Below are 22343 nucleotides of genomic sequence, written 5' to 3'. Positions count from 1 at the left end.
CCCGGGACGCACCCGGGCCTGACGACGGCCGTCGGTCCCCGTGACCGGCGGCCGTCGCCGTGCACCGGTCAGCGCGGGTCGGCGCGGACCAGGGCGTTCTCGTAGGCGGCGATGACGAGCTGGGCGCGGTCGTGGGCGCCGAGCTTGGCCATGATGCGGTTCACGTGGGTCTTGGCGGTGTGCGGGGAGATGACCAGCCGGTCGGCGACCTCCGCGTTGGACAGGCCGGTGCCGACGAGCGTGAGCACCTCGACCTCCCGCTCGGTGAGCTCGGCGAGGTCGGGGTGCGGGGCGGCGGACGTCGCGGCCACCGGCAGCACGTACCGGTCGATGAGCGCCCGGGTGGCGGTGGGCGAGAGCAGGGCGTCGCCGCGGTGCACGGCGTGCACGGCCGCGACGATGTCGGCCGGCTCGGCGCCCTTGCCGATGAACCCGCTGGCCCCGGCGCGCAGGGCACCGACGACGTACTGGTCCTCCTCGAACGTCGTCAGCACCAGCACGCGCACGGCCGCGAGCGCCGGGTCGGTGCAGATGCTGCGGGTCGCGGCGATCCCGTCGACGCCGGGCATGCGGATGTCCATGAGCACGACGTCGGGGCGCAGCCGGCCCGCGAGCGCGATGGCCTCGCGCCCGTCGGCGGCCTGGCCCACGAGCTCGAGGCCGTCGGCGTAGGTGACGAGGTCGGCGATGGCGGCGCGGATGAGGGCCTGGTCGTCGGCGACGAGCACCCGGACCGCGGGGGCCGTGGCGGGGTCGGTGGTCACGTCGCGGGCTCCTCGACGTCGGAGGTGCTGGTCGGCAGGGTCGCCCGGACCGTCCAGGTGCCGCTCGTGGGGCCGGCCGTGAGGGTGCCGCGCACGGACTCGACGCGTTCGGCCATGCCCAGCAGCCCGTGCCGGGTGCCGGGGCCGGTGGTCTGCGGGGTGCAGGCGTTGGTGACGGTGACGGTCAGGGTCTGGTCGTGGTGCTGCAGGCGCACGTGGGCGTGCCGGTCGGCGCCGTGCTTGTGCGCGTTGGTCAGGGCCTCCTGCACGACGCGCAGCGCGACGACGTCGACGGCGCTGGGCAGGGCGTCGAGGTCGCCGTCGCGGCGGACCGTGACCTGGAGCCCGTCGGCGGCCAGGCCGCGGACCACGTCGTCGAGGTGCGCGAGGCCCACGGCAGCCGCGGCGCCGGGCTCGCGGAGGGTGGCCAGCAGGTCGCCGATCTCGGAGAGCACGGTGCGCGACGCCTGCCGGATCGTGGCCAGCGCCCGCTCCGCGTCGTCGGGGCGGGTGCGCACGGCACCCGCGGCGACGCCGGCGTGCAGGTTGATGACGGCGATCTGGTGGGCGACGACGTCGTGCAGGTCGCGGGCGATCGCCAGCCGCTCCTCCGCGACCCGCTGGCGGGCGACGGCCTCGCGGGTGCGTTCGGCGCGCTCGGCGCGCTCGGTGACGGCGGCCATGGCGGCCTGCTGCGTGCGGATCGCGTCGCCGAGCGCCCCGCCGAGGCACACGACGAGCAGGAACTGCGGCCCGGCGACGCCCACGACGAGGGCCAGGCCGGTGACGAGCACCGCCACGCCGATCGTCAGCAGCGTGGCGGTGCGCCGGTCGGTGCGGGTGCTGACCACGTAGACGGCGACGGCGACGGCCGTGACGGTGCCGATGTTGTAGAGCCCCAGGGGGACGGTCAGCACCGTGAGGCCGAGCAGCGCACCGAGGGCCGCGCGAGGGTAGCGGCGGCTGAGCAGCAGCACGGCGATCGCGACGAGGTTGACGACGAGCACGTCGGGTCGGAACCGGGGCTCGACGTCGTGCCCTCGGGCGCCGGGCTCGAGGTTGCCGGACAGCACGATCACGGACGCGAGGAACACGTCGCCGCCGACCCGTCGCCACCGCACCGCTCGTCCCCGCCCGTCGTCCACAGCCCCTCCCCCGCGTCGCGACCAGCATCGCGCACGGGCGGCGGGCGGCACGTCCGCCCCGCGCGGGAGGCGGCGTACCGCGACGGCGGTACGCGGGTGCGAGCCGTGGGGCGACGCGCCGGCCGGGGTCCGCGGGGGACGGTGGGTCACGTCGGCGACGGGCCGGCGACGGACGAGAGAACGAGGCACCCGGTGGACGGACCACTGATGAGCGTGCGCGGGCTGCGCAAGACCTACGGGTCGGGCAGCGGCGCCTTCGAGGCCCTGCGGGGCGTGGACCTGGACGTGGCGGCCGGGGAGTCGCTGGCGATCCTCGGCAAGAGCGGCTCGGGCAAGTCGACGCTCATGCACCTGCTGGCGCTGCTCGACCGGCCCACGGCGGGGTCGCTGACGCTGGAGGGCGTCGAGACGTCCCGGCTGAAGGTGAAGGAGGTCAACGCGACCCGCAACCGGGCGTTCGGGTTCGTGTTCCAGCAGTTCTTCCTCAACCCGCGCGCCAGCGTGCTGGACAACGTGGTGCTGCCGCTGACGATCGCGGGCGTGCCGCGGGGCGAGCGGCGGCGGCGTGGCATGGCGGCGCTCGCGCAGCTCGGTCTGGACGACAAGGCGTCGAACAAGGCCAACGACCTGTCGGGCGGGCAGAAGCAGCGCGTGGTCATCGCCCGGGCGCTCATCAACGAGCCCCGCGTGATCTTCGCCGACGAGCCCACGGGCAACCTCGACTCCACGACCGGCGGCATGGTCGAGGACATCCTCTTCGACCTCCACCGGGAGCGCGGCATCACCCTCGTGGTGGTCACGCACGACGAGGACCTCGCCGCCCGCTGCGACCGCAGCATCCAGATCCGCGACGGCCTGGTGGCCGGGGAGCAGGTGGCCGCATGAGGACCGTCGACGTGGTGACCCAGGCGGTCGCCGGCACGTTCCGGGCCAAGCTCCGCACCAGCCTGACGGTGCTGGCCATCTCGATCGGCGCGTTCACGCTGTCGCTGACCAACGGGGTCGGCACGGGCATCAACGCGTACATCGACGACACGGTGGCGTCGATCGGCGCGGACGACGTGCTGACGGTGACCCGGACGGTCGAGGCGAGCGCCCCGACGGACGGACCGCAGGAGTACGACCCGGACGCGGCCGCGCAGGACCCGGGGGCGGGGGGCGACCCGTTCGCCGAGCAGGCGGACCCGCTGACCGAGGACGACCTGGCGACGATCGGGGACGTGGAGGGCGTCGAGCGGGTCGAGCCGACCCGCTCCGTGGGCGTCGACTACGTGCAGCACGACGACGGGACGCGGTACGAGCTGGCGCTGTCCCCGATCGTCGCGGGCATGCAGGTCGAGCTCGAGGCCGGCGACCAGGTGGACCTCGAGGGCTCCGAGCCCCAGGTCGTGCTGCCCGAGTCGTACGTGGACCCGCTCGGGTTCGGCTCGGCCGAGGACGCCGTCGGGGCGACGGTCACCCTGGCGGTCACGGACGCCGAGGGCACGCAGAGCACGCTCGACGCGACGGTCGTCGGCGTGGCGGCGCCCGGGCTGGTCTCCCTGACCGGTGCGGTGCCGAACGACGCGCTGACCCTCGCGCTGGCCGACCTGCAGCAGGTCGGCGTGCCGGACGACCAGGAGCCGACGTACGCGTCCGCGTCGGTGTGGTTCGACGCGACCGCGGGCGAGGAGCACCAGGCCGCGGTGGTCGAGGCGCTCGACGACGCGGGCTACACGGCCACGACGCTGGAGGACCAGCTCGGCACGTTCACGTCGGTGATCGACACGATCGTGCTGGTGCTCAACGGGTTCGCGATCATCGCGCTGGTGGCCGCGGGCATCGGCATCATCAACACGCTGTTCATGTCGGTGCAGGAGCGCACCCGTGAGATCGGCCTGATGAAGGCGATGGGCCTGGCCAGCGGCCGGGTGTTCGCCCTGTTCTCGCTGGAGGCGGTGACGATCGGGCTGGTCGGCAGCGCGGTCGGGGTGCTCGCGGCGATGGGCGCGGCGCAGCTCATCAGCACGGCCCTGGCGAGCACGCTGCTCGCGGACCTGCCGGGCCTGACCCTGGTGGCGTTCGACCCGGTGTCCGTGGCCGCCGTGGTGGTCGGGGTCATGGCGATCGCGTTCCTCGCCGGCACCCTGCCCGCGCTGCGCGCCGCCCGCCAGGACCCGATCGAGTCCCTCCGCTACGAGTGACCCCGCCGCCGGCCGCACCCTTCACCGGGGTGCGACCGGCGCGAGCGCCAGGACAGGGCCGTCTGTCGAGATTCCGTCAGGGGTATCGGTTTTCGAACACGCCCACCGGGGCATCACCGACCCCGCCCTCGGGCAGGGTCGGGTCAGACGCGGACGACGACCTTGCCGCGGACGTGGCCGGTGGCGCTGGCGTCGTGGGCGGCGGCCGCGTCGGCGAGGTCGAAGACCTGCGCGACGTCGACGCGCAGGACGCCGGCGTCGGCGAGCTCGGCCAGGGCGGTGAGGTCGGCCGTCGAGGGGCGGACCCACACGTAGTGGCCGCCGAGCTCGTCGCGGGCGGCCGCGTCCGTGATCGACGCGACCGTGCCGCCGGGGGCCAGCAGCGCACGCGTGGTCGCAACCAGGTCGGGGGTGCCGTAGTCGAGCACGACGTCGACGCCCTCGGGCGCCAGCGCCCGCACCCGCTCGACGAGGCCGTCCCCGTAGGTCACGGGTTCGGCGCCGAGGTCGCGCAGGTACGCGTGGTTGCCCTCGGACGCGGTGCCGATCACGCGGGCGCCGCGCGCGGCGGCGATCTGCACGGCGAACTGCCCGACGCCGCCGGCCGCGGCGTGCACGAGCACGGTCTGCCCGGCACGCACCTCCGTGCGCTCGATCGTCTGGTACGCCGTCAGACCCGCGAGCGGCACCGCCGCGGCCTCCTCGAACGTCAGGGAGGCGGGCTTGCGGGCGAGCGTGCGCACCGGGGCGGAGACGAGCTCGGCGAACGTGCCGCCCTGCACCCAGTCCTTGCGCACGTACCCGAAGACCTCGTCGCCGACCTGCAGCTCGGGGGTGTCGAGGCCGACGCGCTCGACGACGCCGGCGACGTCCCAGCCCGGCACCACCGGGAACGTCACGTCCATGACCTGGTCGAGGTAGCCCGCGCGGATCTTCCAGTCGACGGGGTTGACGGACGCGGCGCGCACGCGCACGAGCACCGAGTCGGGGCCGACCTTGGGGGTGGGCTGCTCGGTGGTCTCGAGGACGTCGCTGCCGCCGTAGCGGGAGTAGGTGATGGCTCGCATGCCAGGCGCAACCACGCCCGGGCGGTCCGGTGTTCCCTCCGACCGCCCGGGCCGGGTCAGGACGCCGCGCGCAGCGGCAGCACGAGCCGCGTGACGTTGCCCGACGGGTCGCCGCCCGGCGAAGGCTCGGACACGTACTCCTCCCAGAAGTCCCCGCGCCCCTCGACGCCGAGGGCGACCCGCTCCTGCTCGAGCTTCTCCCAGGCGTCCGGCAGCCCGTCGTACGAGCCGAGGTGCGTGGCCACGAGCGCCGGACCGCCCGGCAGGTCGAGCACGGTGACGTCCCCCGACGACGCCCCGGGCGGCACGCCGTCGACCGCGAACCCGGCGGTGATCTCGGTCGGGCCCGTCGGCATGCTGACCGGGAACCATCCGACCGCAGGTCCGGTGATCGTCCACCCCTCCTGCTGCGCGGCGCTCGCGACCGCGGTGTACGCGCTGTCGAAGAACGTCACCAGCTCCGTCATCGGCACCGTGCGCCGGACGGCCGCCAACGACGTCGTGGGCAGCTCCACCTGCTCGGCCATGTCGTCCTCCTCGTCACGCCGGGCGCCCCGTGCACCCCTCACCACCACCGACCGGTCCCGCGCCCCGGACTCATCGGCCGAACGTCGGGCCGGGCCCGTAGCCGGTGCGGGCGGGCGTCGCTAGCGTCGTGCCGACGGCCCGGCGAGCCGCGCACGGGCCGACGACCCGAGGGGGCGTGCGATGGCGCACGGAGACATCACCCACATCGACATCCCGGTGGCGGACATGGCGGCCGCCACCCGCTTCTACGGCAACCTGTTCGGCTGGCAGATCGCCGAGATGCCCGGCTTCGAGGGCTACCCCATGTGGCAGGCGCCCAACAAGATCAGCGGCGGCGGCCTGGCCCCGCGCAGCGAGGGCTTCGCCCAGCCTCGCAGCTACGTCGAGGTCGACTCGATCGAGGCGACCCTGGCCCAGGTGCGCGAGCTCGGTGGGACGGTGCTGATGGAGCGCGCACCCATCGACGAGACCAGCGCGTGGGCGGTGTTCGTCGACCCGGACGGCAACCACGTGGGCCTCTACGAGTCCGCGCCCGCCGGGGGCTGAGCGCCGGCCGCGAGGGCGGCGACGGCGCGCTCGATGCGGCGGGTCCGCGTCGGGCCCGTCGCCGCCGTCACCACGGGGTGCAGCACGGAGTACCGAGCCTGGCTGCTGAGCGCCGCGAACGCCTGCGCCGCACCGGGCACCGCGGCCAGCGCGGCCGTCAGGTCGTCGGGCACCTCGATCGTCGCCGAACCGGCGTACGCCCGGTCCCAGCGGCCGTCGGCCCGGGCACGGTCGACCTCGACCTGCCCGCGCGGGCGCATCCGCCCCTCGGCGACGAGCCGTGCGACGTGCTCGACGTTGCGCTGCGACCACATCGACCGCGCCCGCCGCGGGGTGAAGCGCTGCAGGAACGTCGCGGCGTCGTGGCTGCGCTTCTGCCCGTCGATCCACCCGCTGCACAGCGCCTCGTCGAGCGCCTGCGCGTAGGTCAGGCTCGTCGGCTCGACCGTGCCCTTCTTCGCGAGCACGAGCCACACCCCGTCCGAGGCGTCCTCGTGCGCGTCGAGCCACGCCCGCCACGCCCCGACGTCGGCCACGACGAACGGCTCGACCGCCGCACCCTGCGCCCTGCCCCCGGAGCCCGTCATGAGGCCACCGTAGGGGCGGTCGCGGACACGGCCTGTCCTATGCTCGGCGCCGCCGGCACCAGACGAGGAGATCCGCGTGGCACCGACCGTCCTGTTCGTCTGCGTCCACAACGCGGGCCGCTCGCAGCTGGCCGCGGGCCTGGCCGCCGCCCACGCCGGTGACGACGTCCGCGTGCTGTCGGCGGGCACGGCGCCCGACGGCCGGGTCTCCCCCGAGGCGCTCGCGTCGCTGGCCGAGCTCGGGATCGACCGCAGCGACCAGGTGCCGACGCTCCTGACGCCGGCGACGATGGCCGCGGCGGACGTCGTCGTCGCCCTCAAGCCCGGCCTGGACCTGCCGGACCACCCGGACGTGCGCACGTGGCCGCTGCCCGACCCCGCGGGCTGGGACGTCGACGGCATCCGCCCCCTGCGCGACCACCTGCGGTCCCGCGTGGCCGAGCTCGTCGACGAGCTCCGCAGCCGCTGACGTCCGGGCAGCGGCGCCCATCGTCGCCGACCAGGGAAAGACTCGTTTGACGAGTGTTATCGTGCGTCATATGAGATCTGAGGCGCCCGCTCTCATGCCGATCTTCCGCTCGGCGCTCCAGGCGCGTCTCCTGCTCCATGTGCTCACCACTCCCGGCACCAGCACCGCCGCAGACCTCGCTCACACGCTCGGGGCACCGGAGACGACGGTCTCGCGGGAGGTTCGTCGCCTGCTCGACGCCGGTCTGCTGCGGGGCGAGCGCGTCGGCCGCGCCGTGGTGCTGCACCCCGCGACGGACAATCCCGCGACCGAGCCACTCCGCCAGCTCCTCGTCGTGACCTACGGTCCGGCGCAGGCGGTCGAGCGGGCACTGACGGGCATCGCCGGGATCGACGAGGCGTACGTGCACGGTTCCTGGGCCGCGCGGTTCCACGGCGAGCCCGGGCCGCCACCCGGCGACGTGGACGTCCTCGTGGTCGGGGCTCCGGACCGCGCCCAGGTCGACGATGCGCTCGACGGCCTCGACGCGACGCTCGGGCGCGAGGTGAACGTGACCTACGCCAGCCCGTCCCGCTGGGCCGATGCCACCGACCCCTTCGTGCAGCACGTCCGCTCACGTCCGCTGGTGGGACTCGACGTCCACCGTCGGGGACAGGTGGCGTCGTGAGCCCCTGGGCGCAAGGGATCACGACCGTCGACACGCTCGTCGGCCAGGGACAGCTGGAACGTGTGCCCGTCAACGCCGACGCCGCCGCGTCGATGATCGCGCAGGCGCGCCGGCACCTGGTGTCCGCCGAGACCCTGGCGCCGAGCGACGTCGTCCTCGCGTACGACGCGCTGCACGCGGCCAACCGCAAGGCGCTCACGGCTGTGCTCCTCGCGCAAGGGCTTCGTCCGACCCGCGCCGGTGGTCACACCGCGGTGCACGAGGCCGCTCGCGCCCAGCTCGACCCGCCTCTCGGGAAGGTGGTGGCCCCGTACTCGCGGATCCGACGGATCCGCAACGCGGGCGACTACCTCGACGACATCACCTCCACGACGGAGGACGTGCTCGCCGACCTCCCCCTCTGCCGGGCGATCGTCGACGCGGCCGCGAAGGTCCTGGGGCACATGCCGCCGTACTGAAGTCAGTCTCCGGTCGACCTCGACCGGGCGGCGCGTCGGTCAGGCCGTGGTGCGGGTGGCGAGGAGGTCGGCGACCTGGGCGGTGGTGGGGACGCGGCCGGAGAGGACGACCTCGCCGTCGACGACCAGCGCGGGGGTCGACATGACGCCGTAGCCGGCGATCGCGCCGTAGTCGGTGACCTTCTCGACGGTCGCGGCGATGCCGAGGTCGGCGACGGCCTCGCGCGTGACGCGCTCGAGGTTCACGCAGTTCGCGCAGCCGGGTCCGAGGATCGCGATGTCCATGACAGCTCCTTCGTGGTGGTGGGTCAGACGCCGAGGACGGCGTTGAACAGGTAGCCGGTGGCGACGATGCCGGTGGCCACGACCGCCACGAACAGCGCGATCAGGCGGGGCTTGAGCACCCGGCGCAGCAGGATCAGCTCGGGCAGGCTCAGCGCGACGACGGCCATCATGAACGCGAGCAGGGTGCCCATGGGCAGGCCCTTGTCGTGCAGGGCCTCGACGAGCGGGAGCACTCCCGCGGCGTTGGAGTACAGGGGCACGCCGATGGCGACGGCCACGACGACGGCGAACGGGTTGTCGGCGCCGGCGTAGCGGGCGAAGAGGTCGTCGGGCGCCCAGCCGTGGATCACCGCGCCGAGTCCGATGCCGACCAGCAGGTAGGGCCAGATCTTGCGGAGGATGGTCTGGACCTCCTCGACGCCCATCTGGATGCGGTCGTCCCAGGTCAGTCCGAGGGCGGGGTCGACGGGACGTCCGCCGAGGCGGGTCTCGAAGACGAACGGCTCGACCCACCGCTCGACGCGCATCCGCCCGAGCACGAGGCCCGCGACCACCGCGACCGTCAGCCCGGCGCCGACGTACAGGAGGGTGGGCCCGACGCCGAACAGCCCGAGCAGCAGGGCGATCGCGACCTCGTTGACCAGCGGGCTGGCGACGAGGAAGCTCATCGTCACGCCGAGGGGCACACCGGCGGCGACGAACCCGATGAACGCGGGCACGGCGCTGCACGAGCAGAACGGGGTGACGACCCCGAGCCCGGCGGCCAGGACGTTGCCCAGCCCCTCGCGCCGCCCGCCGAGCATCGCGCGCGTGCGCTCCACGCTCATGAACGACCGCAGCACGGTCACCACGAAGATGATCCCGACCAGCAGCAGCGCGATCTTCACGGTGTCGTAGACGAAGAAGTGCACGCCCGAGCCCAGGCGCGTGCCCTCGTCGAGGCCGACGACGTCGAGCAGCAGCCAGTCCCAGAACGGCGCGTTGGCCGCGTACAGCCCGGTCCACACGGCCGCGGCGACGCCCAGCCCGACCCACCGGCGGGTGGGGGTGCGGGCCCGCAGGTGCTCGGCGAGGCTCACGACGTCACCGGCCCGTCCCGCAGCCGCCGGACGACGCCGCCACGCCCGACCCCGGCAGCGCGGCCCGCAGGCGTGCGGGCGCATCCTCGGCGAGCGCGTAGTCGACCCACCGACCGCGCCGGCTCGCCGTGACCAGCCCGGCCTCGCGCAGCACGCGCAGGTGGTAGCTGAGCAGGTTGCCCGCGACGGTCACGTGCTCTTGGAGGTGGCACACGCAGGCCGGCCCGGCCGCGAGACGGTCCAGCACGGTCCACCGCACCGGGTCGGCGGCGGCCTGGAGCACCGCGAGCGCGTCCGCGGCACGCGTCGCATCGCCCGCCGCGGTCCCGTCCTGCGTCGGCTCGACGGCCGTCGCCTCAACCATGGTTGAAGCGTCCGCCCGGCAGCGGCCGGGTCCCACGGACCTTCGTCCTCGGCCCACGGGCGCCGACCGCTCTCAGCGGGCGTTCAGGTGCCGATCCGTACGGTGTGCGCATGAGCCTGGTGACCCCGGTCCGGCAGTGGCGCGCGCGTGCGGGCACCGCGCTGTTCCTGCGGGTGGCGGGGCCGCACGGCATCCGCTCGCGCGAGCGGATCCACCACCGCCCCGGCCCGCGGTGGTTCGCGCCCGACGCGGCGATCCGCGAGGTGCACGGCGACGCGTCGATGTTCGTCGGCGGCCTGCGCTCGTTGCTGCTGCAGTCGCTGCACCCGGTGGCGATGACGGCGGTCGCGCAGCACTCGGGGTACCGCGCGGACCCGTGGGGGCGCCTGGCCCGCACGAGCACGTTCCTCGCGGTGACGGTGTTCGGCACGGCCGACGACGCGCAGGCGGCGGTGGACGCGGTCCGCACGATCCACGGCCGGGTCCGGGGCACCACGGACGACGGCGTGCCGTACGTGGCGGACGAGCCCGACCTGCTCCGCTGGGTGCACGTGACGGAGATCGAGAGCTTCCTCGACGCGCACCGCCGCTGGGGCGAGCGCCCGCTGACGCCGGAGCGCGCGGACGAGTACGTGGCGCAGGCCGCGCGGATCGGCCGGGCGCTGGGCGCGACGGACGTCCCGGAGACCGTCGCGGACCTGGAGGCGACGATCGAGGGCTACCGGCCGGTGCTGCGCGCGACGCCCGCGGCCCTGGACGCGGCCACGTTCCTGCTGCGCGAGCCCCCCGTGCCGGTGGCGCTGCGGGCCGGGTACTCGGCGCTCGCCGAGGCGGCGGTCGCGAGCCTGCCCGCCTGGGCCGTCACGGAGCTGGGCCTGCGCGTCCCGGGTCCGGTGCGCTCGCGCGCGGCCCTGTGGGCGGGCGACGGCGCGACCCGCACGGTCCGCTGGCTCCTGGCAGGCCAGCCGACGGGCTGATCCCCGCGAGCCCGTCCGCGCCGTAGGGTCGGGGCGTCCGACCTGCATCGACGCCGGAGCGTGCCATGACCCGTCCTCTTGCCGTCGCGGCGCTCCTGCCGCGCGACCTGCCCGCCGACCAGGTGCTGCCGTTCGCGCGGCGCGCCGAGCAGCTCGGGTTCGACGAGCTGTGGGTCGTGGAGGACCTGGGGTTCCGCGGGGGCGTCGCGCAGGCGGCGGCCGTGCTCGCGGCGACCCGGCGAATCCGTGTCGGCGTCGGGATCCTGCCGGCGGCGGTGCGCAACCCGGCGTTCGCGGCGATGGAGGTCGCGACGCTCGCCCAGCTGTTCCCCGGGCGGGTGGACGTCGGCGTCGGGCACGGGATGCCCGGGTGGATGCGCGCGGTCGGCGCGTGGCCGGCGCGCCCGCTGGGCCTGCTGGAGGAGCACCTGTCCGCCCTGACGGCGCTGCTGCGCGGGGAGGCCGTGACGACGGAGGGCACGGGCGGCCAGGGGCCGCTGACGGACGTGCGGCTGGACCCGTCGGCCGTGCCGGGCACCCCGCCGCGGCTGCTCGCGGGCGTGCGGGGCCCGCGCTCGCTGGCCATGTCGGGCCGCGTGGCCGACGGCACGGTCCTGGCCGAGCCGTGCGCACCGGAGTACGTGGAGGCGGCGCGGGCGCAGATCGGCGCGACCGGTCCGCACCGGCTCGTGGGCTACGACGTGGCGGCGGTCGACGACGACGCCACGGCGGCGCTGGCCCGGGTGCGCCCCGCGCTGGCGTGGATCGGCGAGCCCGACTGGGCCCCGCACCTGGCGCCGGTGCCGTTCGGCGCGGAGCTCGCCGGGCTGCGGGCGGCGTGCGCGACGCGGGAGGAGTTCGCCGCACGCATGCCGGACGCGTGGGTGGCGCACCTGTCGCTCGCTGGCACGCCGTCCGACGTCCGGGCCGCGCTGGCCGCGCGCGCGGCGGCGGGCCTGGACGTGTCGGTGCTGCTGCCCGCCGCCGGCGACCCGATGGACGCCCTGGTCGAGCTGGCCCGCATCCTCTGAGCGCGGCGCGCGCGGCGGCACGGGGCCGCGCCGTAGCCTGCGCTCGTGCGCAGCAGGCGGCAGACCTGGGAGCAGCGGGCGGAGACCCCGCTCCTCGTCGCCGCGGTCGTGTTCCTCGTGGGGTACGCCGCACCGATCGCGTGGCCGGACCTGCCGCCGGACGTCGTGCAGGCGTGCGCGGTGCTCATGGCGGGGGCGTGGGCGCTGTTCGGGGTCGACTACGTGGTCCGCGTGGCGCTGGCGGACGACCGCCGGGCGTTCGTCCGGTCGCACGTGCTGGACCTGCTGGTGCTGGTGGTGCCGATGCTGCGCCCGCTGCGGCTGCTGCGGCTGGTCACGGTGCTGTCCGTGGTGCGCAGGGTCGGGGCGTCGACCTGGCGGGTGCGGGTCGTGGCTTACGCGTCCGGGGGGACGCTCCTGCTCGTCCTGCTGGGGGCGCTGGCGGTGACGGACGCGGAGCGCGGCGCCCCGGGCGCGAGCATCACGAACCTCGGGGACGGGCTCTGGTGGGCGGTGGCGACCATCACCTCGGTCGGCTACGGCGACCTCGTGCCCGTGACGGCGACGGGCCGCGTGGTGGCTGCGACGCTGATGACCGGCGGGCTGGCGCTGCTCGGGTCGGTCACCGCGACGCTGGCCTCGTGGCTGGTGGAGCGCGTGGCCGAGGAGAACGAGCTCGAGCAGGCCGCGACGCGCGCCCAGGTGGCGGCCCTGCACGAGGAGGTCCGGCGGCTGCGCGAGGAGCTCGAGGGCACGGGCACGGGCACGGGCACGGGCACGGCGGAGGGTCCGGGCCGCGGCTGACCTCCCGGGGCGTCGCCCGCTCGTGCGGCGTTCACCTGCCGTTCGCTTGATTCGATGGGTGTCGATATAGAAGACTGTCGAATCACCAGCACGACCCGCACGTCCGAGGAGAGCCCGATGCCCGTCACCGCCGTCACCGACGCGTCGTTCGACGCCGAGGTGCTGCAGTCCCCGCTCCCCGTCGTCGTCGACTACTGGGCCACGTGGTGCGGGCCCTGCCGCCAGGTCGCCCCGGTGCTCGACCAGCTCGCCGAGGAGTACGCCGGGCGCGTCCGCATCGTCAAGGTCGACGCGGACGCGAACCCCGAGGCCGTGACCGCCGCGGGGATCGTGTCGATCCCGACGCTCGGCTTCTACGTCGACGGCGTGCTCGTCCGCTCTCTGATCGGCGCCAAGCCGCGCCCGGCCATCGCCGCCGAGATCGAGCAGGTCCTCGAGTCCGTCGGCACCGCCGCCCAGGACCGCGCGTGAGCGCGCCCGCGCAGGTCGCGGCCCGCCGGCTGTCCACCCTCGACCGGTGGCTGCCCGTCTGGATCGGCGCGGCCATGGTCGCGGGCCTCGTGCTCGGCCGGTTCGTGCCGGCCCTCGGCGAGGTGCTGGCGGACCTCGAGGTCGGCGGGATCAGCATCCCGATCGGCCTCGGCCTGCTCGTGATGATGTACCCGGTGCTGGCCAAGGTGCGGTACGACCGGGTCGCCGCCGTCACCGGCGACCGGCGCCTGCTCGTCAGCTCGCTGGTGCTCAACTGGCTCGTCGGGCCCGCGCTGATGTTCGCGCTCGCCTGGGTCTTCCTGCCCGACCTGCCCGAGTACCGCACCGGCCTGATCATCGTGGGCCTGGCCCGCTGCATCGCGATGGTCGTCATCTGGAACGACCTCGCCTGCGGGGACCGCGAGGCCGCCGCGGTGCTCGTCGCGGTCAACTCCGTGTTCCAGGTCGTCGCGTTCTCGGTGCTCGGCTGGCTCTACCTCACCGTGCTGCCCGGCTGGCTGGGCCTGGACACGCAGGGTCTCGACGTCTCCGTCGGGCAGATCGCCGTCAACGTGCTGGTGTTCCTCGGGGTGCCGCTGGCCGCCGGGTTCGCGTCGCGGTGGGTCGGCGAGCGGGCCCGCGGGCGCGAGTGGTACGAGGAGACCTTCGTGCCGCGGATCGGGCCGTGGGCCCTGTACGGGCTGCTGTTCACGATCGTCCTGCTGTTCGCGCTGCAGGGCGAGGCCGTCACGAGCAACCCGCTCGACGTCGTCCGGATCGCCCTGCCGCTGCTGGTGTACTTCGCGGTGATGTGGGGCGTGGGCATGGTCACCGGGCGGGCGCTCGGGCTCGGGTACGCCCGGTCCACCACGCTCGCGTTCACGGCCGCCGGCAACAACTTCGAGCTCGCGATCGCCGTCGCCATCGGCACGTTCGGCGCCACGTCCGGGCAGGCCCTGGCCGGGGTCGTCGGGCCGCTCATCGAGGTGCCCGTGCTCGTCGGGCTCGTCTACGTCTCACTGTGGGCCGCGCGCCGCTGGTTCGCGACCGACCCCTACGCCGCCCCCGCCCCGGCACCGCTGCCGGACCCGGCGCGGGCGGCCGACCCGGAGGAGGTCCGCGCATGAGCACCACCGTCCCCGTCACGACGACGCCCGTCACGACGACGCCCGACGGCGCCACCTGCGCCCCCACGCCGCAGACCCACGCGATGGGCACCGAGGCGGCCGGGCAGGTCGCCGGCGTGCTCAAGGCCCTCGCCGACCCCCTGCGGCTGCGCATGCTCTCGTTCCTCACCACGAGCGCGAGCGGCGAGGCGTGCGTGTGCGACATCGCGACCGTCGCCGACGTCTCGCAGCCGACGGTCTCGCACCACCTCAAGGTGCTCAAGGACGTCGGCGTGCTCACCGGCGAGCGCCGCGGCACGTGGGTGTACTACCGCGTCGTCCCGGGCATGCGGGCCGCGGTCACCGCGCTGCTGGAGCAGCTCGCCCCCGCCGCCGTCGCCGCCCACGCCGGCACCGCGCCCGTGCTGACCGCGCTCGCCGACGTCGACGGCCAGCTCACCCGCGTCGCGGACGACCTGGCCCCCCGGTTCCCGCTGCTCGACCCGGCCCTCGTGCTGCGCACCGTGCGCGACTCGTACACGGCGCTCGCCCGCGGCGCGGGCGTCGGTGCGCACCTCGTCGTCACCGCCGAGCGGTTCGCCCGCCAGCGGCTCACCGACCTCGAGCGCGCCACCCGCACGCAGGCCGGCACGACCGACGACGTGCCGCAGGTGCTGTTCGTCTGCGTCGCCAACGCCGGGCGCTCCCAGCTCGCCGCGGCGCTGCTGCGGCACCACGCGGGCGACCGTGTGATCGCCCGCTCCGCCGGATCCACCCCGGCCGGGTCGGTCCACAGCACCGTGCAGCCCCTGCTGGCCGCGCTCGGGGTCGACGCCGACGAGGTCTTCCCCAAGCCCCTGACCGACGACGCCGTGCGGGCCGCCGACGTCGTCATCACCATGGGCTGCGGCGACACCTGCCCGGTGCTGCCCGGCAAGCGCTACGAGGACTGGGTGGTCGGCGACCCGGCCCTCGCCTCCGCCGAGGGCGCCGCCGCGATCCGCGACGACATCGACGCCCGCATCCGCGCCCTCGTGGCCGACCTGCTGCCCGACCTGCGCACCACGCCCGTCCCCCAGCCCTGACCCCCGCCGACGCCCGACCCGAGGAGCGACCATGACCGAGACGACGACCACCACCGAGTCCACCGGCACCGAGACCACCACCGGCACCGACCGCCCCAGCGTCCTGTTCGTCTGCGTGCACAACGCGGGCCGCTCGCAGATGGCCGCCGGGTTCCTCACCGCGCTGTCCGGCGGTGCGGTCGAGGTCCGCTCCGCGGGCTCCGCACCCGCGGACCAGATCAACCCCGCCGCCGTCGAGGCCATGCTCGAGCTCGGCATCGACATCCGCGCCGAGAAGCCCAAGGTGCTCACCACCGAGGCCGTCCAGGCGTCCGACGTCGTCGTGACCATGGGCTGCGGCGACACCTGCCCGTTCTTCCCGGGCAAGCGCTACGAGGACTGGGTGCTGGAGGACCCGGCTGGCCAGGGCGTCGAGGCGGTCCGCCCGATCCGCGACGAGATCCGTGCCCGCATCCTCACCCTCCTCGGCGAGCTGGGCGCGACCCCCGTCGAGATCTGACCCACCGACCACGGTCGGCCCGCCGCGTCCCCGCCCAGGTCGGACCCGGTGCTGATCGCGCACAAAAGTAGGCGATCACGCACAAAAGTAGGCGGTGTCAGGCAGGCTGCGCGGGGCCGACCTGGTGCGGGGCATATCGTCGGGCACGCGCCACGAGCGGGTTCCGAGGGTGGCGGGGCGCGCGAGACGTGGAGGCGGCGATGGTCCGGCAGGTCCCCCAGCCCGGTGACGAGCGCATGGTCGAGCCGCGGGGCCACCCGCTCGTCGTGGGCGTCGTGCCCGGGCAGCCAGCCCTCGTGCTGCGGACCGCCGCCGCGTGGGCCGCGGCCACCGGCGGCGCGCTGCACTGCGCGTACGCGGACCCCTCCCGGCACGTCGTGGAGGAGCACCGCGACGGGTCGGTGCGGCACGCCCCGATCGACGCCGACGCGGACGACGACGGCTGGCGGTCCCGCGAGGCCGACCTGCGCGCGTCCTGCGAGGAGGTGCTCGCCGGCACCGGCGTCACGTGGCACGTGCGCTACCTCGCCGGCCGGCCGGACCGGGCGCTGACGCACCTGGCGCGCGCCGTCGACGCCGCCGCGTTCGTCGTCGGCACCCGGGCACCCGGGGCGGGGGGCCGCATGCGGGAGATGGTCGAGGGCTCGGTCGCCGTGGGGCTGGCCCGGCACCAGCACCGGCCCGTGCTCGTGGTGCCGCTGCGGGTCGTGGACTGGTCGGAGCGGACGTGGCGGTGAGCACTCCCCGGCCCGCGCACCGCCGGTGGGGCCTGGTGCTGCTCGTCGCCGCCGGGGGCGCGGTCGGCAGCAGCGCCCGGTACGCGCTGAGCAGCGCCGTCGGCCCGTCGGACGGGTGGCCCGTGGCCACGACGGTCGAGAACGTCGTCGGGGCGTTCGCGCTCGGCCTGCTGCTGGAGGCGCTGCTGCGCCGCGGGCCGGAGGACGCCTGGGCGCGCCGCGTGCGCCTCGGGCTGGGTACGGGTGTGCTGGGCGGGTTCACGACGTACAGCACGCTGGCCCTGGAGACCGAGCGGCTGCTGGCCGCGGGTCGCCCGGGGCTGGCCGCCGCGTACGCGCTGGTCAGCGTCGCGGCGGGGGCCGTCGCGGCGCTCGCCGGCATCACCGTGGCGGCACGCCGTGCCCGGGCCACCACGGAGGACGCCTCGTGACGGCGGCCCTGCTCGTGGCGGTGTTCGGCGGCCTCGGCGCCGCGCTGCGGTTCGTCGTCGACGGCGAGGTCCGCCGCCGCTGGACGGGGGCGTTCCCGCTCGCGACCGTCGTCGTCAACGTGAGCGGCTCGCTGCTGATCGGCCTGCTCGTGGGCGCGCAGCTGCACCTGGGTCTCGGCCCGCCGTGGTTCACGGCCGTGACCACGGGGCTGTGCGGCGGGTACACGACGTTCTCGACCGCGTCTGTCGAGACGGTCCGGCTCGTCCAGGCCGGTGAGGTGCGCGCCGCCTGGGCCAACGCGCTGGGCAGCCTGGTGCTGTGCGTCGCGGCGACCGCCGCCGGGATCGCGCTGGTCACGCTCGCGGCCCGCTGACCGCCCCGGGGTCTCCCCCGGGGCAGCCGGTCAGGCGGGCCTGCGGGCGCGGACGATGGCGCCGTGCATGCCGTCGGCGACCTCGTGGGTGAGCTCGACCTCGGCGTCGAGGAAGCCCGCGTCCGCCAGGTGCGCCAGGTACTCCCCGCGCGAGAGCGCCCCGGCGATGCAGCCGGTGTACGACCCCCGCTCGGCCCGGTCGGCGGGCGTGAGACGGTCCTCGGCGACGACGTCGGAGATGCCGAGGCGGCCGCCGGGCACGAGCACGCGGAACGCCTCGGCGAGCACGGCGGGCTTGTCGGGCGAGAGGTTGACCACGCAGTTGGAGATGACGACGTCGACGGAGGCGTCGTCGAACGGCAGGTCCTCGATGGTGCCGCGGCGGAACTCGACGTTCTCGGCACACGCGCGGGCGGCGTTGGCGCGCGCGAGGTCGAGCATCTCGTCGGTCATGTCGACGCCGTACGCGAAGCCGGTGGGCCCGACGCGGCGGGCCGAGAGCAGCACGTCGATGCCGCCGCCGGAGCCGAGGTCGAGCACGCGCTCCCCCGGGCCGAGCTGGGCGACGAGCATCGGGTTGCCGCAGCCCAGCGACGCGGCGAGGGCCTCGGCCGGCACGTCGTCGGCGTCCTGGGCGTCGTACAGGCCGGCGCCGAACCGGCCGTCGAGCGTGAGCGTCTGCGGGGCGGGGCCGCAGCACCCGCCCCCGACGCTGCGTGCGGCCTCGGCGTACCGGGCCCGGACCTGCTCGCGGATGTCGTCCATGGCACTCCCCTGTCGGATCGATGGATGTCGATGTCCTGACCCTCGCACGGTCATCGACATCCGTCAATATCGACATCGATGGATGCGTCGGTCATCATGGGCGGATGCCGCGCACCCTCCTGCCCCTGGCCGCCCCCGGGTGCTGCACGCCCGTCACCGGCACCCCCGTCACGGCCGACGAGGCCGAAGGTCTCGCGCGCACCCTCAAGGCGCTCGCCGACCCCGCCCGGCTTCGGCTGCTCTCGCTGATCGCCGCGCACGACGGTGGCGAGGCGTGCGTCTGCGACCTCACCGAGCCGCTCGGCCTGAGCCAGCCCACGGTGTCCCACCACCTCAAGGTCCTCACGGACGCGGGGTTCCTCACCCGTGACAAGCGCGGCGCCTGGGCGTACTACGCGCTGGTCCCGTCGGCCGTCGCCGACGTCACCGACCACGTGCTGGCGCACCTGCCGACCGCGACCGCGGCGGGCCGGACGGACGGGCACCGGTAGACTCGGCCCGCCGAGGCGCTCGCCGGCGAGCTGCGTACCCGAGATCGCCCGCCGGCACGACGCGACGGAAGAAGGCAGTTGAGCACCGAGGACCACGAGGGCGCGCCCGCGCCGCGGCGCAGCATCGCCGTCATCTCCCACCCCGACGCCGGCAAGTCCACGCTCACCGAGGCGCTGGCGCTGCACGCCCGGGCGATCAGCCGTGCCGGGGCCGTGCACGGCAAGTCCGGCCGCGCCGGCGTCGTCTCCGACTGGCAGGAGATCGAGCAGCAGCGCGGCATCTCCATCTCCTCGGCCGCGCTCCAGCTGCGGTTCGAGGACACGGTCATCAACCTGCTCGACACCCCGGGTCACGCGGACTTCTCCGAGGACACCTACCGGGTGCTCACCGCGGTGGACTGCGCGGTCATGCTGCTCGACGCGGCCAAGGGCCTCGAGCCGCAGACGCTCAAGCTGTTCGCCGTGTGCAAGGCGCGCGGCGTGCCGGTGCTGACGTTCGTCAACAAGTGGGACCGCCCCGGCAAGGAGGCGCTCGAGCTCTGCGACGAGATCGAGCAGCGCACCGGGCTGGTCGCGACCCCGGTGACCTGGCCCGTCGGGCACGCGGGCGACCTGCGCGGCCTGCTCGACCCGACCACGGGCGCCGTCACCACGTACCACCGCGCCCCGGGCGGCGCGACGCTCGCCGAGGAGCGGCACCTGACGCCGGAGGAGGCCACCGCCGAGCTCGGCGACGTCGTCGAGGACGCGCGCGACCAGGCCGGGCTGCTGCCGGAGGTCGACGTGGAGTCGTTCCTCGCCGGGCGCACCACGCCGCTGATGTTCGGCGTCGCGCTCACCAACATCGGCGTGCACCAGCTGCTGGAGAACGTCGTGCGGCTCGCCCCGGCGCCCGGCCCGCGACCGACCGCCGACGGCGGGGTCCGCGCGGTCGACGCCCCGTTCAGCGGCGTGATCTTCAAGGTGCAGGCCGGCATGGACCGCCAGCACCGCGACCAGGTCGCGTTCCTGCGTGTGCAGTCCGGCGTCTTCGAGCGTGGCGCCCCGGTGATCCACGCGCAGACCGGGCGCACGTTCGCCACCAAGTACGCCGCGACCGTGTTCGGCCGCGACCGCGAGGTCATCGACCTCGCCTACCCCGGCGACGTCGTCGGCCTGGTCAACGCCACGTCGTTGGCCGTCGGCGACACGCTGCACGACCCCGACGGGCCGCCCGTGCGGTTCCCGCCGATGCCGGCGTTCGCGCCCGAGCACTTCGTCACCGCACGCGCCGCCGACCCCGGCCGCGCCAAGCAGTTCCGCAAGGGCATCGCCCAGCTCGCCCACGAGGGCGTCGTGCAGCTGCTGATCTCGCCCGACCGCGGCGACGGCGAACCCGTGCTCGGCGCCGTCGGCCCCCTGCAGTTCGAGGTCGTCGGGTTCCGCATGGAGCACGAGTTCAACGCCCCGCTGCGCACCCAGAGACTGCCCTACGAGATCGCCCGCCTCGTCACGGGGTCGGACGCCGAGCTGCTCGCCGGCGCCCGCAACGTCGAGGTCGTCACCCGCGCCGACGGGGCCCGGCTCGCGCTCGTGCGCGACCGCTGGCACCTGGCGGCGCTGCGCCGCGAGCGCCCCGCACTGGAGCTTCCCGAGCTGCTCGTCACGCCGTCCTGACGGAGCGTGACCCCCTGAAGGAGTACACCCATGAGCCGTAGCACCCCGGGCCGCCTGCCGGCCCTCAACCCCCGCGCCATGCGCATCACCCCGCTCGGCGGGCTGGGCGAGATCGGCCGCAACATGACGGTCGTCGAGCACGCCGGCCGTCTCGTGATCCTCGACTGCGGCGTGCTGTTCCCCGAGGAGGAGCACCCCGGCGTCGACGTGATCCTGCCCGACTTCTCGTCGCTGGCCGGGCGCTGGAAGGACATCGACGCGATCGTCCTCACGCACGGGCACGAGGACCACATCGGCGGCGTGCCGTACCTGCTGCGCGAGCGCCCCGACATCCCCGTCGTCGGCTCGCGCCTGACGCTGGCGTTCATCACGTCCAAGCTCACCGAGCACAAGATCGTGCCCAAGACGGTCGAGGTCGCGGCCGGCGACCGGCGCAAGGTCGGCTCGTTCGACCTCGAGTTCGTCGCGGTGAACCACTCGATCCCCGACGGCCTGGCCGTCGCGGTGCGCACCCCCGCGGGGATGATCGTCGACACCGGCGACTTCAAGATGGACCAGTTCCCGCTGGACGGCCGCCTGACCGACGTGCGGCACCTGTCGCGGCTCGCCGACGAGGGCATCGACCTGTTCCTCGTCGACTCCACCAACGCCGAGGTGCCCGGGTTCACCATCTCCGAGCGCGACCTGTCCCCCGCGATCGGCGAGGTCTTCGCCTCGACGCGGCGGCGCGTGATCGTGTCGAGCTTCGCCAGCCACGTGCACCGCATCCAGCAGGTCGTCGACGCGGCCGCCGCGCACGGCCGCAAGGTCGGCTTCGTGGGCCGTTCGATGGTCAAGAACATGCGGATCGCGCAGGAGCTCGGCTACCTGACGGTCCCCGAGGGCGTCGTCGTCGAGCCCGACAAGCTCGACAAGCTGCCCGACGACCAGGTGACGTTCGTGTGCACGGGCTCGCAGGGCGAGCCGCTGGCCGCGCTGTCGCGGATGGCGCGCGGCGAGCACCAGATCGACGTCGGCGAGGGCGACACCGTGCTCCTCGCGTCGTCGCTGATCCCGGGCAACGAGACCGCGATCTACCGCGTCATCAACCGCCTCACCGACCGCGGCGCGCGCGTCGTGCACCGCGGCAACGCCCGCGTGCACGTGTCCGGCCACGCCAGTGCCGGCGAGCTCGTGTACCTCTACAACACGCTGCGCCCCCGCAACGTCATGCCGATCCACGGCGAGGCCAAGCACCTGCGGGCCAACGGCGACCTCGCGCTGAGCACGGGCATGGCGCCCGAGAACGTCGTGGTGGTCCGCGACGGCGCCGTCGTCGACCTGATGAACGGCAAGGTCAAGGTCGTCGGGCAGGTCTCCGCCGAGGAGGTCTACGTCGAGGACGGCGTCGTCGGCCGCACCGACGAGCGCCTGCTGGCCCAGCGGCGCGCGCTGCGTGACGGGGGCGTCGTGACCGTGGTCGCCGTCATCGACAGCACCGCGGGCACGCTCGCCGAGCCCGTCGAGCTGCTGAGCACCGGCGTGGTGCACGCGGCCGACGCGCAGGGTGCCGTGGACCGCTCGGTGCGGACCGCGCTGTCCAAGGCCACCCCGGCCACCCTCACGGACACCGACGCGCTCGACCAGCTCGTGCGTCGCGCCGCCGAGCGCGTGCTGCGCCGCCGCGGCGGGCCGCAGCCGGTGGTCGTGGCCGTCACCGTCGAGGCGTGACGCCCGCTGCGCACGGGACGTCGGTCCCGTGCGCAGCGCCCGGTGACGGAGCAGCGTGGGCGGC

The 22343-nt window shown here is 74.9% G+C and carries 28 protein-coding genes; 19 read left to right on the top strand and 9 right to left on the bottom strand.

All coding sequences use genetic code 11. The features are described 5' to 3' along the window. Positions 1-68: 68 nt before the first annotated feature. Both FBY24_RS07085 and FBY24_RS07080 read right to left on the bottom strand, forming a co-directional pair. Positions 69-764, bottom strand: coding sequence for a response regulator transcription factor (locus FBY24_RS07085; RefSeq protein ID WP_142159295.1), 696 nt, complete (start codon positions 762-764; stop codon positions 69-71). Beyond that, positions 761-1885 (bottom strand): sensor histidine kinase, encoded by a 1125-nt coding sequence (locus FBY24_RS07080; RefSeq protein WP_142159293.1) that lies wholly within the window; start codon positions 1883-1885, stop codon positions 761-763. The genes FBY24_RS07085 and FBY24_RS07080 overlap by 4 nt, the downstream gene beginning before the upstream one ends. Before the next feature lie 231 nt (positions 1886-2116). On the opposite strand from FBY24_RS07080, the gene FBY24_RS07075 reads away from it, so the two are divergent. Together FBY24_RS07075 and FBY24_RS07070 are read left to right on the top strand one after the other, a co-directional pair. Then, entirely contained in the window at positions 2117-2794 is a 678-nt protein-coding gene (locus tag FBY24_RS07075; protein ID WP_142163268.1) for an ABC transporter ATP-binding protein, read from the top strand. Further along, positions 2791-4092 (top strand): ABC transporter permease, encoded by a 1302-nt coding sequence (locus FBY24_RS07070; protein ID WP_142159291.1) that lies wholly within the window; start codon positions 2791-2793, stop codon positions 4090-4092. The genes FBY24_RS07075 and FBY24_RS07070 overlap by 4 nt, the downstream gene beginning before the upstream one ends. A 143-nt stretch (positions 4093-4235) precedes the next feature. Here FBY24_RS07070 and FBY24_RS07065 read toward each other — a convergent pair whose 3' ends face one another. Continuing rightward, positions 4236-5159: an NADP-dependent oxidoreductase gene (locus tag FBY24_RS07065; protein WP_142159289.1), complete on the bottom strand. Its 924-nt coding sequence runs from the start codon at positions 5157-5159 to the stop codon at positions 4236-4238. 56 nt (positions 5160-5215) lie between these two features. Next, on the bottom strand, positions 5216-5686 hold the full coding sequence (locus FBY24_RS07060; RefSeq protein ID WP_142159287.1) for a GyrI-like domain-containing protein: 471 nt from the start codon (positions 5684-5686) through the stop codon (positions 5216-5218). Between the two features lie 181 nt (positions 5687-5867). Here FBY24_RS07060 and FBY24_RS07055 point away from each other — a divergent pair, with 181 nt between their 5' ends. After that, positions 5868-6233: a VOC family protein gene (locus FBY24_RS07055; RefSeq protein WP_142159285.1), complete on the top strand. Its 366-nt coding sequence runs from the start codon at positions 5868-5870 to the stop codon at positions 6231-6233. Here FBY24_RS07055 and FBY24_RS07050 read toward each other — a convergent pair. After that, positions 6206-6820 carry a YdeI family protein gene (locus tag FBY24_RS07050; protein ID WP_142159283.1) on the bottom strand — a complete coding sequence of 205 codons (615 nt, stop codon included), beginning with the start codon at positions 6818-6820 and terminating at the stop codon, positions 6206-6208. The two genes, FBY24_RS07055 and FBY24_RS07050, sit on opposite strands and share 28 nt — an antisense overlap. A 76-nt stretch (positions 6821-6896) precedes the next feature. Here FBY24_RS07050 and FBY24_RS07045 point away from each other — a divergent pair, with 76 nt between their 5' ends. From FBY24_RS07045 to FBY24_RS07035, 3 genes are all read left to right on the top strand, one after another. Further along, positions 6897-7289 (top strand): low molecular weight phosphatase family protein, encoded by a 393-nt coding sequence (locus FBY24_RS07045; RefSeq protein ID WP_142159281.1) that lies wholly within the window; start codon positions 6897-6899, stop codon positions 7287-7289. Between the two features lie 70 nt (positions 7290-7359). Continuing rightward, entirely contained in the window at positions 7360-7956 is a 597-nt protein-coding gene (locus FBY24_RS07040) for a helix-turn-helix domain-containing protein (RefSeq protein ID WP_142159279.1), read from the top strand. Beyond that, entirely contained in the window at positions 7953-8414 is a 462-nt protein-coding gene (locus tag FBY24_RS07035; protein ID WP_142159277.1) for a hypothetical protein, read from the top strand. Before FBY24_RS07040 ends, FBY24_RS07035 begins: the two co-directional genes overlap by 4 nt. A 39-nt stretch (positions 8415-8453) precedes the next feature. Here FBY24_RS07035 and FBY24_RS07030 read toward each other — a convergent pair whose 3' ends face one another. The 3 genes from FBY24_RS07030 to FBY24_RS07020 are packed head-to-tail and all read right to left on the bottom strand — an operon-like array spanning position 8454 to position 10142. After that, positions 8454-8699 carry a thioredoxin family protein gene (locus FBY24_RS07030; protein ID WP_142159274.1) on the bottom strand — a complete coding sequence of 82 codons (246 nt, stop codon included), beginning with the start codon at positions 8697-8699 and terminating at the stop codon, positions 8454-8456. Between the two features lie 23 nt (positions 8700-8722). Next, on the bottom strand, positions 8723-9778 hold the full coding sequence (locus tag FBY24_RS07025) for a permease (RefSeq protein WP_255432274.1): 1056 nt from the start codon (positions 9776-9778) through the stop codon (positions 8723-8725). Between the two features lie 4 nt (positions 9779-9782). Beyond that, positions 9783-10142, bottom strand: a complete 360-nt coding sequence (locus FBY24_RS07020) for a helix-turn-helix transcriptional regulator (RefSeq protein ID WP_142159270.1) — start codon at positions 10140-10142, stop codon at positions 9783-9785. A gap of 110 nt (positions 10143-10252) precedes the next feature. On the opposite strand from FBY24_RS07020, the gene FBY24_RS07015 reads away from it, so the two are divergent. The 10 genes from FBY24_RS07015 (at position 10253) to FBY24_RS06970 (ending at position 17657) form a co-directional block, all read left to right on the top strand. Next, entirely contained in the window at positions 10253-11119 is an 867-nt protein-coding gene (locus FBY24_RS07015) for an oxygenase MpaB family protein (protein ID WP_142159268.1), read from the top strand. Between the two features lie 65 nt (positions 11120-11184). Next, positions 11185-12150 carry an LLM class flavin-dependent oxidoreductase gene (locus FBY24_RS07010; protein ID WP_142159266.1) on the top strand — a complete coding sequence of 322 codons (966 nt, stop codon included), beginning with the start codon at positions 11185-11187 and terminating at the stop codon, positions 12148-12150. A 45-nt stretch (positions 12151-12195) separates the two neighbouring features. Further along, entirely contained in the window at positions 12196-12954 is a 759-nt protein-coding gene (locus FBY24_RS07005; RefSeq protein ID WP_142159264.1) for a potassium channel family protein, read from the top strand. Positions 12955-13071: 117 nt separating this feature from the next. Continuing rightward, positions 13072-13425, top strand: coding sequence for a thioredoxin (gene trxA, locus FBY24_RS07000; protein WP_142159262.1), 354 nt, complete (start codon positions 13072-13074; stop codon positions 13423-13425). Next, on the top strand, positions 13422-14552 hold the full coding sequence (gene arsB, locus FBY24_RS06995; protein ID WP_142159260.1) for an ACR3 family arsenite efflux transporter: 1131 nt from the start codon (positions 13422-13424) through the stop codon (positions 14550-14552). Before trxA ends, arsB begins: the two co-directional genes overlap by 4 nt. Beyond that, on the top strand, positions 14549-15616 hold the full coding sequence (locus tag FBY24_RS06990) for a metalloregulator ArsR/SmtB family transcription factor (RefSeq protein ID WP_142159258.1): 1068 nt from the start codon (positions 14549-14551) through the stop codon (positions 15614-15616). The genes arsB and FBY24_RS06990 overlap by 4 nt, the downstream gene beginning before the upstream one ends. Before the next feature lie 31 nt (positions 15617-15647). Then, positions 15648-16115: an arsenate reductase ArsC gene (locus FBY24_RS06985; protein WP_142159256.1), complete on the top strand. Its 468-nt coding sequence runs from the start codon at positions 15648-15650 to the stop codon at positions 16113-16115. A 200-nt stretch (positions 16116-16315) separates the two neighbouring features. Then, complete coding sequence (locus FBY24_RS06980) at positions 16316-16852, top strand: universal stress protein (RefSeq protein ID WP_142159254.1); 537 nt, start codon at positions 16316-16318, stop codon at positions 16850-16852. Further along, a complete protein-coding gene (locus FBY24_RS06975) occupies positions 16849-17283 on the top strand; it encodes a CrcB family protein (RefSeq protein WP_142159252.1) in 435 nt (144 codons plus the stop codon). Before FBY24_RS06980 ends, FBY24_RS06975 begins: the two co-directional genes overlap by 4 nt. After that, entirely contained in the window at positions 17280-17657 is a 378-nt protein-coding gene (locus FBY24_RS06970) for a CrcB family protein (protein WP_142159250.1), read from the top strand. The genes FBY24_RS06975 and FBY24_RS06970 overlap by 4 nt, the downstream gene beginning before the upstream one ends. A gap of 30 nt (positions 17658-17687) precedes the next feature. Here FBY24_RS06970 and arsM read toward each other — a convergent pair whose 3' ends face one another. Then, complete coding sequence (arsM, locus tag FBY24_RS06965) at positions 17688-18422, bottom strand: arsenite methyltransferase (protein ID WP_142159248.1); 735 nt, start codon at positions 18420-18422, stop codon at positions 17688-17690. Positions 18423-18526: 104 nt separating this feature from the next. Between arsM and FBY24_RS06960 the strand changes: the two genes are divergently transcribed. The 3 genes from FBY24_RS06960 to FBY24_RS06950 all read left to right on the top strand — a co-directional run bounded on the left by FBY24_RS06960 (position 18527) and on the right by FBY24_RS06950 (position 22279). Continuing rightward, the gene (locus tag FBY24_RS06960; protein ID WP_142159246.1) at positions 18527-18913 is read left to right on the top strand and encodes a metalloregulator ArsR/SmtB family transcription factor; all 387 of its coding nucleotides are present in this window, start codon (positions 18527-18529) and stop codon (positions 18911-18913) included. A gap of 78 nt (positions 18914-18991) precedes the next feature. Next, positions 18992-20569, top strand: coding sequence for a peptide chain release factor 3 (locus tag FBY24_RS06955; protein WP_142159244.1), 1578 nt, complete (start codon positions 18992-18994; stop codon positions 20567-20569). A 30-nt stretch (positions 20570-20599) separates the two neighbouring features. Further along, positions 20600-22279 (top strand): ribonuclease J, encoded by a 1680-nt coding sequence (locus FBY24_RS06950; RefSeq protein ID WP_255432273.1) that lies wholly within the window; start codon positions 20600-20602, stop codon positions 22277-22279. Positions 22280-22343 lie beyond the last annotated feature (64 nt).

The sequence above is a fragment of the Cellulomonas sp. SLBN-39 genome (genome assembly GCF_006715865.1).
In the GTDB taxonomy this organism is placed as follows: domain Bacteria; phylum Actinomycetota; class Actinomycetes; order Actinomycetales; family Cellulomonadaceae; genus Cellulomonas.
The sequence above is the reverse complement of the archived record's forward strand: the minus strand, read 5'-3'. Positions and strand labels throughout refer to the sequence as shown.